This window comes from Brachyspira pilosicoli (assembly GCF_019402445.1).
GTDB classification, from domain to species: Bacteria; Spirochaetota; Brachyspiria; order Brachyspirales; family Brachyspiraceae; genus Brachyspira; species Brachyspira pilosicoli_B.
In genome coordinates this window covers 1-1,068 of sequence record NZ_SRZM01000292.1, presented here as the reverse complement: position 1 = coordinate 1,068, position 1,068 = coordinate 1, and the positions used below count along the sequence as shown (strand labels likewise).

Genomic DNA, 1,068 nt, shown 5'->3' with positions numbered 1-1,068 from the left:
ATATTGTTGAAAACTTAGCTCCGCAATATTCACAAAAATATTGAGATTTTTCACCTCCTTCATAAAGCTTATGTTTTCCCCTTCCATCTGGGTGTCTGCTGCAAAAATTGTTAGTAAGTGATGATATTGTTGAAAACTTAGAACCACAGTATTCGCAGTAAAAATTTTGAGACATAACAAACTCCTCTATTTTTATGATAGATTAATTATATATTAAAGTTAAACTAAAACCATAATAATTTTTTATATAGTGTAAAAATAAAAGGCTTCACCTAAAAATTTTTTAAACTTTCAAGCAAAGCCTTTTAGTAAAAATATGATTGATTATTTTTTATTACAAACTATATCTTGTCCTACAATAGTATCTGCTGCTATATTTTTTGTAAATCTAACTGTTACAGAAGTATCAGTAAATTTTAAAGTACCTGATACGTAACCATCACCAGAATCAAAAGTATAATCAGTACCAGAACCTTCTACATTCATATATCCTTGATATGTAGGTTCTGATGTTTGGTCATTACCGTTAATAATACCAACTTTACCATCTTTCACTGTTAGCCATAAATATACTTGGCTACTTTGATAATTAAAACTGTTTTCTGATACATAACTATTACCGTTAAACTGCTCTATGCCTTTTGAACTATCAATAGTAGATGAACCTGTTTTGTCAGAATTAGAACAGCTTATACTAAAGACACCTACTAAAAATAAACTAAAAATGATTGATAAGATTTTTTTGTTCATAATGAACTCTCCTTAAAATTAATTTTTACTATAAACATTTTTAAAAAATGCTTATTCTCATAATATAGGGTTTCAAGCTCGCATAGAAGAAAGTCTATATTCGTACTATTGCTATAAGCCATACTCCCCTCAAAAACAAGGATTTCAAGCCCTTTTAAAATACTTTGATTAATAGTTGAAATTATTGAAATGTTATTAAAAACTATATGATTAAAAAAATTCTGCAACAAAAATATCGACTGAAAATAATATAAAATATATGATAAAAAATTATTTGAAAAGTTTAAACTTGTCTTGTCTTGTCTTGTCTTGTCTTGT

The 1,068-nt window shown here is 26.9% G+C and carries 2 protein-coding genes; both read right to left on the bottom strand.

Annotated elements, in window-relative coordinates; all coding sequences use genetic code 11:
- Positions 1-324: 324 nt before the first annotated feature.
- Positions 325-750, bottom strand: a complete 426-nt coding sequence (locus tag E6A48_RS09330; protein WP_219709949.1) for a hypothetical protein — start codon at positions 748-750, stop codon at positions 325-327.
- Positions 747-1,068: hypothetical protein (locus E6A48_RS09325; RefSeq protein WP_219709948.1), on the bottom strand; the 322-nt coding region annotated here is incomplete at its 5' end. The genes E6A48_RS09325 and E6A48_RS09330, both read right to left, overlap by 4 nt.

What these genes read in the sequence shown, in the direction of transcription:
- E6A48_RS09330 (WP_219709949.1), bottom strand. Translation starts at nt 750, where the DNA reads ATGAACAAAAAAATCTTATCAATCATTTTTAGTTTATTTTTAGTAGGT.